The organism is Mesorhizobium sp. SP-1A, assembly GCF_032460275.1.
In the GTDB taxonomy this organism is placed as follows: domain Bacteria; phylum Pseudomonadota; class Alphaproteobacteria; order Rhizobiales; family Rhizobiaceae; genus Mesorhizobium.
On the sequence record NZ_JAVXZD010000001.1, the window covers coordinates 1,691,151 to 1,699,357 of the forward strand.

The following is an 8,207-nucleotide window of genomic DNA, read 5'->3' on the forward strand; positions in this document are numbered from 1 at the left end:
CTATGCTTTCACGAGGCCGGGGGTCTTGAGAACGAGGTCGCGGATCGCCTCGTGGTAGCGAACATAACCGGTGCAGCGGCAGATGTGCTTGTCCAGAGCGTCGGTGATGGTCTGCTCCAGATGCTCGCGCGCCACCGGCCTGCGCTTGAGCTGGTCCATCAGAACGGTTGCGCCGGTGACGAAACCGGGCGTGCAGTAGCCGCACTGGAACGAGAAATGCTCGATGAAGGCCTGCTGCACCGGGGAAAGCGCCGTGATGGCGCCCGAGGCGTCGCGCGTGGCGTGCCCTTCCACGGTTCGCACCTTCTTGCCCTGGAACCAGTGCGCGCCGGTGATGCAGGTGCGCGTTTCGCTGAGCGTGCCGTCTTCGTTTTCGACGATGACCGTACAGGCGTGGCAGATGCCCTGGCCGCACCCCATGCGCGACCCGGTGAGATTGAGATATTCGTACAGGAAATCCTGCATCATCATCGTTTCGGGCACGTCGACGGGATCGATCGTCGTGCCGTTGATCGTGAGGGAGAGTTTCTTCGTTGCGAGCGTCATGCGAGCGCCCCCCGTATCTTTTCCGACGTGATTGGCAGGTCGTAGAAGCGTTTGCCGATGGCGTGGGCGATCGCATTGGCGATCGCCGGCACCACCGCGATCATCACGACCTCGGCAATGCCCTTGGGCGGATCGCTCTCCGAAAGAGGCGGCAGTATCTCGTAGGTCTGCGACCAGACGGCCACGTCGTTCGAACGCGGCAGCTCATATCTGTTCCAGTTCCAGGTGCCGTCGCCCGGCCCGTCCTCGTAGAGCGGCAGATATTCCTTCAGCGCATGGCCGATGCCCATGGCGATGCCGCCCTGGATCTGGCCCGACACCAGTTCCGGCACCACCTGCGTGCCGCATTCCATGAGGGAGTGGTGCGAAAGCAGCGACACGTCGCCCGTTGCGGTATCGACCACCACCTCGGCGAGCGTGGCCATCGGCGCATAGTAAGTGACGCCGGCATTGTTGCGCTGGGTCGGCGGGTAGGTGATCGACGCCCGGTTGACGAACTGCCAGCCGTCCAGCGTCATCAACGCCTTGGTTTCGGCAGGGGCGCCGTCGCCATATTTCAGTGCCAGTGCGTCGACGGCCAGCTTGCGGCGGCCCGCGCCGGCGACATCGAATTCGGCTTCGGCCCATTGCCAGCGATTGAACGTGTGAACGGTCACGCCTGTAACGAGGCCCAGCCTGTGCGCTTCCTTCGCGATTTCAGCGAAGGGCAGGGGTTGCAGGCCGCCGGCATTGACCATGCCGTGCTCCAGCCGCAACTCCTCGCGCCGCACCGTGTAAGGCGCGATCTGGCCTCCGCCGATCCCTTTCGACCAGAGCGATTGCGCAGCCGGCCAGATGGCAAGGTCGAGCAGGGCGCGTGCCGCCTCACGCGTTGCGTGGCCCAGATAATACACGCTGTTGGTGGCGCTCATCGGGGAGGTGAAGCTCGGCGTCCAGCGCGGGTTTTGCTTGCGCTTGTCTTCTTCCTCCTGCGAGAGCGTATAGGGCTCTTCGGTCGTTTCGAGCGGCATCTGCGGCCAGCGCACCCTGCCATATTCGGTTTCGTCCGGAACCTTTCCCAGGATGTCGCCGACCATGATGGCCTGCGAGGTCGTGGTGCCGGTGCCGATCTCATGCGCCACATGCGTGAATTTGAGACGGCCCGAAGCGTCGAACTCCAGCGAGGCCAGGGCCGATTCCGCACCAGTGCCGTAGTCTTTCTGCACATGGCCGTAGCCGACGCCATATCTCTTGCCAGGATTGGCCGCCTCGAACTCTTCCTTCTTCTTCTTGCGCTCCGTCCACAGCGGATGCTGGGCGGCGCGCTTCAGGATTTCCTCGTTGCGCAACGCGCCTGCGGGAATGGCGCCCTGCGTGTTCTTCATGCCGGTTTTGAAGACGTTCTTCAGCCTGAGGTCGATCGCGTCCATGCCGAGCAGCTCTGCGGCCTCGTCAACCATCATTTCCGTGGCCGACATGGATTGCAGCGTGCCGTAGCCGCGGGTCGAGCCGGCATCCACCGCCCGCGAAGCCAGCGCGGCGGCCGAAAAGTCGCTCTTGGGCAGATAGTAGACCGACTGCGCAGCCGTGGCGCCGACAAAGGCCACCGAGAAGGAGAAATTGGCGCGTCCGCCGCCATTGTTCTTGAAATGGCCGGTCATGGCCTTGAACTTGCCCGTCGCGCGGTCGACGGCAAGCACGTTGTCCATCCAGAAGGCATGGCGCTTCAACGCCATCTGGAACTGCTCGTAGCGATCGTTGGCCAGCCGTACCGGGCGGCCCTCTCCATAGAGGCCCGCCACCACGCAATAAAACGCGAAGATCGAATGATCCTTGGTGCCGTAGCCGACCGTGTAGCCGACTTTCAGGTCGATTTCCTTCAGCGGGAACTTGGACTTGGAAACGAGTTTCGCCGAAACTTCCGCCACTTCGTAGGGCGACTGCGTCGCCATCATGGCGTGCACGACGCCGCTGGCGGGATCGTACCAGACGTTGCCGTTGTCCGGCTCCATCGCGGAGGCGTCGACCGACTGCGAAAAGTAATTGTGGCGCAGCACGAGCGTATCGTCGCCGAACGCGTTGATCTCTTTTTCGAGTTCGGCAGCGGCCTTCATGCCGCGCGCCATGCCGTCGCCGTCGCCCGCCGGAGGCCAGTCCGGCTCGTCCCCCTTGAAGCCGCCATAGATGACGGCGTCCTTCAGCGGCGAGTACTGGTCTTCGGCCTGCGGGTCCGCTCCGCCGATGCGGACGTAACGCGCGGCGCCGTAGTGGCCGGGATGGCTGTAGGGCGCCTTCTCTCCATAGCGCACCACCGTGTCGTCGAAGCGCACCTTGCGCTTGGCGGCGTCGTAACGCGCGAAATCATGATAGATGAGCAGCGCCACAGGTTGCCCGAGCAGCCGTGCCGTCTGGCCCTTGGGCACCAGGAAGACGTCGCCATAGAAGCCAGGCACCGGAATCTCGATGCCGTCGGCCACGAGATCTTCATGGAAGACGATGCGATCCGGCTTCAGATCGTCGCCGAGGACGGTCAGGTCCACGCCTTCGAAGACGCGGTCCGCCTTGGTGGCGTGCAGCAGGAAGGCATGGGATTGCTCCTTCGGCCAGCCTTCCAGATCGCGCGCCCGGTAGTCTCGGGCGAAGGTTTTCTGACCGGTGACCTTGGCGATGGCGTCGATCCGATATTTGGGTTTGCCGTCGCTGCGCAGCCAGTCCGGCCCGGGATGGGGAGGGGTCTCTATCAGTGCGGCGCGCGCCGCGGGAGCCAGGAAGGACACCTTGATAGCGACCCCGGCTATCAGTCCGGTCTTGAGAAAGTCCCTGCGCGAAAAATGTGCCATCGTTGCCTTTCCCTCGAATAGGGTAATCGTGCTCTCACGCGGCTTCGTGCTGCTCCATCGGTTAAATGTGGCCGTCTTCCGGGAGGGCAATCGTGCCGGCAGCGCGAGCAGAAGTTCGACCGTTTGTACCGCCCGGGAACGTTATGGGCTATTGGAATAACGAACAAGGCGGAACTTGCGACGCCTGCAAATCAAAACTCGAATCAGGCCGCCGTCGCACCCCGGAATCCCGGATCACGCAATGATGACCACCAGCACCATTGACTGCCGTCGGCATTACGATACCTTACTCAAGGTAAACTTATTTCTCTGCGGAGAATAATCGGGAGGTTTACGGCATGGTGCCGCATAGCGCGGTTATCCGGGCGAGGCCATTGCGGCCTTGCATGATCGACCTTCCGGTCAGGTTTGGCGATTCCTTGAAACCTGTCGTGCAGGGGAGGACCCGACCTCGAATTAACCGCTTGCCTGCCGCAACGTCGAGTAGCAGGATCACGACGCAATGACGTATTAGGGGTGCCAGCCAACTGGCTGCGGCCCCTTTCGCAGAACCATGCGGCTGGAAGGGGCTGGCCGCATGCAGAAAAAAGACCGCGCAGACAATAACGATACAGGTCGCGGCACTAATGGTTGAGGAGCTTGTCGAGGTTGGACCCAGATGCTCTGACAATGGCGTTCGGCAGTCTGGCGCGTGAAATCGGGGAACCGAATTTTCACCTCCGGCTGCTGGATATAGTGGGTCAGTTACTTCCGCATGAGATGGGCTGGATCGTACGTTACAGGGCCGGTTCGGAACCCGACGTGCTCCACACCAAGGAAATCGACGCCAAGCTCGTCGAATATTACCTGCAGACGAAGCCCAGCGCCGGCGACCCCTATCTGTGTTCCTGGCGCGGGAATTCCCTGGCCCGCGTCGAAACCTTCGATTCCGCCTTGCCCCAGGCTATCGACCGGCATTTCTACGCCGAGGACTTCAAGAAGCGGGCCGAATTTACGGATGAACTGGCCCTGTTTCTTCCCGTGCCGGGCGCCTCGTGCATCTCGCTGTTCCTCGAACGCCGCGAGCGCGCCTTTACCGAACGCGAACTCCTGAAATTGCGGCGACTGTTTCCGGCGATGCTGGATTTCCATCACGCGCACATCAAGTCGCTGTTCGGCAAGCTTTCGATGGCGCTCACCGATTGCCATCCGGTCGAGGAATGCGCGCTCACCGTGTTCGACCGTGACGGCAAGACGGTGTTTTCCACGCCGGGCTGGCAGAAATTCGAGGCGCGCGATTCGAGAATACTGGCGCTCAGGCAGGTCGAATCGGTCGCCGAGGTTTCCGAGATGGTTTCGGCATCCACGTCGCCGCTCAGGCTTTTGCCGCTCGACGACATGAACCCGGTCGCGCCGAGCGGGCTGGTGGTCTATGTGGCCGAGATGAACGAACGCGCCGCTGACACCGGTGACCAGGCGGCGGCGCTGATAGAAATGCTCACCCCTCGCGAACGCGACATCATGCTGCTCACGCTCGAGGGATTGAGCACCGGCGCCATCGCGCAAAGACTGAGTATCGCCAAGGGCTCGATCAAGAACTGCCGGCTGCGCATGTACCGCAAGCTCGGCGTTTCTTCCGAACGCGCCATGATTTCAGCGGTCATGCCGTTTACCACGCAGCTGAAAGCCTATCTGAGCGAGGAAGACCGCCGGCTTACCTGGCGTTCCTGACACTGCGGCTGCGGCCGTTCCCACCATCGCAGGCATCGTGCAACCGGCCGCGGCATCCCGTGTCGCGGCGGGGGTTCCGCACGTGCGTGAAGCCGGCCTGACATGGTGCCAAGCGGCACCATTGCGACACCGGCTGGAATGCAACCAGAATTGGACCCAGCGCAGAGGTGCGCCGCCCCGATTTCGACGGCGATCTGAATGTGGAGGAACCCAATGCTCAAGACGAACGATCAAGAATTCTTCGGCCTCGACCGCTTTAAGCCAGAAGACCCGGCTCATTCTTACACGCTGCCCGGCCGGCTTTACTATGACCCGGAGGTTTTTGAGGCCGAAAAGGAAGCCGTCTTCTACAGGTCCTGGAATTTCGTTTGCCACAGCAATCAGCTGGAAGCTCCCGGCTCCTATACGACCGTCAAGATCGGCGACCAGAACATCGCCATCGTGCGCGGCAAGGACGGCGAGATCCGCGCGTTCCACAATGTCTGCTCCCACCGCGCCCATCAGTTGCTTTCGGGCGAAGGCAAGACGCGCATGATCGTGTGCCCGTACCATGCCTGGACCTATGAGCTCGACGGCAAGCTCCGCTCCAACTCGATCCTGGAGACGGTGGACGGCTTCGCTTCGGAAGAGTTCTGCCTCAAGCCGGTCAAGGTCGAGATCTTCCTCGGCTTCGTCTGGATCAACCTTGACCTCAACGCGGCGCCGCTTGCGGAGCAGTCGGGCAATTTCGGCGAAGAGGTCCGCAAATATGTCGACACCCCGGAGACGCTGAAATTCGCCGGCCGGCTGACCTTCGAGATCAAGGCCAACTGGAAGAACGTCGTCGAGAATTTCCAGGAATGCTACCACTGCCCGCCGGCCCATCCGGCGCTGGTCGAACTGTTCGATCACGGCATCTACCGGACCAAGAACTACGGCATCTGCTCCAGCCACATCGCGCCGGCGCGCGAGGACAACTCGGCCTACAAGTTCGACGCCAGCAAGGCCGGCAACCAGCTGATGTATGCCGCGTGGTTCCTCTGGCCGAACCTTACCTTCAACGTCTTCCCCGGACGCCGGAACCTGTCGTTCATGCACATCATGCCGACCGGTCCTGAGACGACCTTCGAGCACTGGGACTTCTATCTCGAGGACGAGACGCCGAACGAAGAAGAGCTCGCCGCCATGGACTACATCAAGAACATTCTCCAGCCGGAGGATATCGGTCTGGTGGAAAGCGTCCAGCGCGGCCTTCATTCGCAGGCTTACAGCCAGGGCCGCCTGGTCATCGACAAGGACCTGACCTCGAACAGCGAGCACGGCATCCATCACTTCCAGTCGATGTACTACCGGGCGATGACCGCAAATCGCTGAGGCCACTCCCAAGCTCCCGGCGGCGCCCGCCGCCGGGATCCCGGTTTCATTAGAAAGCAGGACGTCCATATGACCCACAAGGTATCGATCCGTCAGCTTGACTGCACCATCGACGTGCGGCCCGGACAATCGATTCTTGACGCGGCCCTGAAAGCTGGAGTGGACTATCCCTATGCCTGCCGGTCCGGCACCTGCTCGGCCTGCAAGACGCAGGTGCTGTCGGGCGAGGTCGAACTGCGCACCTACGACGTTTCGGCTCTGAGCGACGCCGAGCGCAAGGCCGGGCTCATTCTCGCCTGCCGCGCCTGCCCGACCTCCGACTGCGAAGTGGATCTGGTGGAAGAAGATCCGGCCATGCCGCCGCAGCGCAAGGCCGACTGCGCCATCACCTACATCGAAAGGGTCACGCACGACGTCGTGATCGTCCGCGCCGTGCCCGATGGCGGCATGCCCGTGCAGTTCTTCGCCGGCCAGTTCGCCGTGCTGGGTCTGCCCGGCTATCCGGCCCGCGAATATTCCTTCGCGAACCGGCCCGGCTCGCTGGAACTGGAATTCCACATAAGGTCGCGCATCGGCGGCCAGGTCAGCACGCATTTCTACGAACGCAGCCGACGCGGCGACCGGTTCTCGCTGAACGGCCCGTTCGGCAACGCGTATCTTCGCAAGGAACATCCCGGCCCGATCACGCTCGTTGCCGGCGGCACGGGCCTGGCGCCGGCCAAGTCGATCCTGCACGAAGCGCTTGCCATGCAGGCAGTTCGCCCCATCGACCTTTACTTCTCGGTGCGCTGGCTGAAGGACCTTTATTTCGACGACCAGTTCCGCGAACTCGCCGCCAAGAAAAGCCAGTTCCGGTTCCATCCCATCGTCACGGATGAGCCCGACACGCCGTATCCCCGCGACATCTTTGCGGTCATGGCCGAGCAGATCAAGGACTTCAAGGCCACGAAGGTTTACACCTGCGGTCCGCCTGCGCTGGTCCGTGCCTGTCAGGATTTCGTGTGCGAGCGGGGCACGCCCCCGCAGGACTGCCACGCGGATCCGTTTGTCAGCCAGGAAGCTCAGCCGATCCTGAATTCGGCCTGACTCACACGGCGAACACCATAACAAAAACACCGACTTGCCGGGGGAAACATCATGAAATCGAGGGCTGCTGTCGCCTGGGAGGCGAAGAAACCCCTTACTATCGAAACCATCGAGATCGGCGGGCCCAAGGCTGGGGAGGTGCTGGTCGAGGTCATGGCCACGGGCATCTGCCATACAGACGCCTATACGCTCGCAGGTCTCGATTCGGAGGGAAAGTTTCCTGCCATCCTCGGCCATGAAGGGGCTGGCATCGTGCGGGAGGTCGGCGCCGGCGTGACCAGCGTCAAGCCGGGCGATCACGTCATCCCGCTCTACACGCCGGAATGCCGGGAGTGCAAAACCTGCCTGTCGCGGCGCTCGAATCTCTGCACCGCGATCCGCACGACACAGGGGCAGGGCCTGATGCCCGATCGCACGAGCCGGTTTTCATGCGACGGCGGCGAGATCTTCCACTATATGGGCTGCTCGACATTCTCGAACTTCACGGTGCTGCCGGAAATCGCGGTCGCGAAGGTCCGTCAAGACGCCCCGTTCGACAAGATCTGCTACATCGGATGCGGTGTCACCACAGGCATCGGCGCCGTCATCAACACCGCCAAGGTCGAGATCGGTTCGACCGCGATCGTGTTCGGCCTCGGCGGCATCGGCTTGAACGTCATCCAGGGGCTGCGGCTTGCCGGCGCCGACATGATC

General features: G+C 62.3%; 6 protein-coding genes. 4 read left to right on the forward strand and 2 right to left on the reverse strand.

Going from position 1 to position 8,207, the window contains the following annotated elements; genetic code table 11:
* Together QU595_RS08315 and QU595_RS08320 are read right to left on the reverse strand one after the other, a co-directional pair.
* Entirely contained in the window at positions 1 to 546 is a 546-nt protein-coding gene (locus tag QU595_RS08315) for a (2Fe-2S)-binding protein (protein ID WP_315920612.1), read from the reverse strand.
* On the reverse strand, positions 543 to 3,365 hold the full coding sequence (locus QU595_RS08320; protein ID WP_315920614.1) for a xanthine dehydrogenase family protein molybdopterin-binding subunit: 2,823 nt from the start codon (positions 3,363 to 3,365) through the stop codon (positions 543 to 545). The genes QU595_RS08315 and QU595_RS08320 overlap by 4 nt, the downstream gene beginning before the upstream one ends.
* A gap of 735 nt (positions 3,366 to 4,100) precedes the next feature.
* On the opposite strand from QU595_RS08320, the gene QU595_RS08325 reads away from it, so the two are divergent.
* The 4 genes from QU595_RS08325 to QU595_RS08340 form a co-directional block, all read left to right on the forward strand.
* Positions 4,101 to 5,075 (forward strand): helix-turn-helix transcriptional regulator, encoded by a 975-nt coding sequence (locus tag QU595_RS08325; protein ID WP_315920616.1) that lies wholly within the window; start codon positions 4,101 to 4,103, stop codon positions 5,073 to 5,075.
* A 213-nt stretch (positions 5,076 to 5,288) separates the two neighbouring features.
* A complete protein-coding gene (locus QU595_RS08330; protein ID WP_315920618.1) occupies positions 5,289 to 6,428 on the forward strand; it encodes an aromatic ring-hydroxylating dioxygenase subunit alpha in 1,140 nt (379 codons plus the stop codon).
* Between the two features lie 69 nt (positions 6,429 to 6,497).
* Entirely contained in the window at positions 6,498 to 7,514 is a 1,017-nt protein-coding gene (locus tag QU595_RS08335) for a 2Fe-2S iron-sulfur cluster-binding protein (RefSeq protein ID WP_315920620.1), read from the forward strand.
* 51 nt (positions 7,515 to 7,565) lie between these two features.
* Positions 7,566 to 8,207, forward strand: a 642-nt coding sequence (locus tag QU595_RS08340; RefSeq protein WP_315920622.1) for an alcohol dehydrogenase catalytic domain-containing protein, incomplete at its 3' end; no start/stop codon positions are given.

What these genes read in the sequence shown, in the direction of transcription:
- QU595_RS08315 (WP_315920612.1), bottom strand. Translation starts at nt 546, where the DNA reads ATGACGCTCGCAACGAAGAAACTCTCCCTCACGATCAACGGCACGACG.
- QU595_RS08320 (WP_315920614.1), bottom strand. Translation starts at nt 3,365, where the DNA reads ATGGCACATTTTTCGCGCAGGGACTTTCTCAAGACCGGACTGATAGCC.
- QU595_RS08330 (WP_315920618.1), top strand. Translation starts at nt 5,289, where the DNA reads ATGCTCAAGACGAACGATCAAGAATTCTTCGGCCTCGACCGCTTTAAG.
- QU595_RS08335 (WP_315920620.1), top strand. Translation starts at nt 6,498, where the DNA reads ATGACCCACAAGGTATCGATCCGTCAGCTTGACTGCACCATCGACGTG.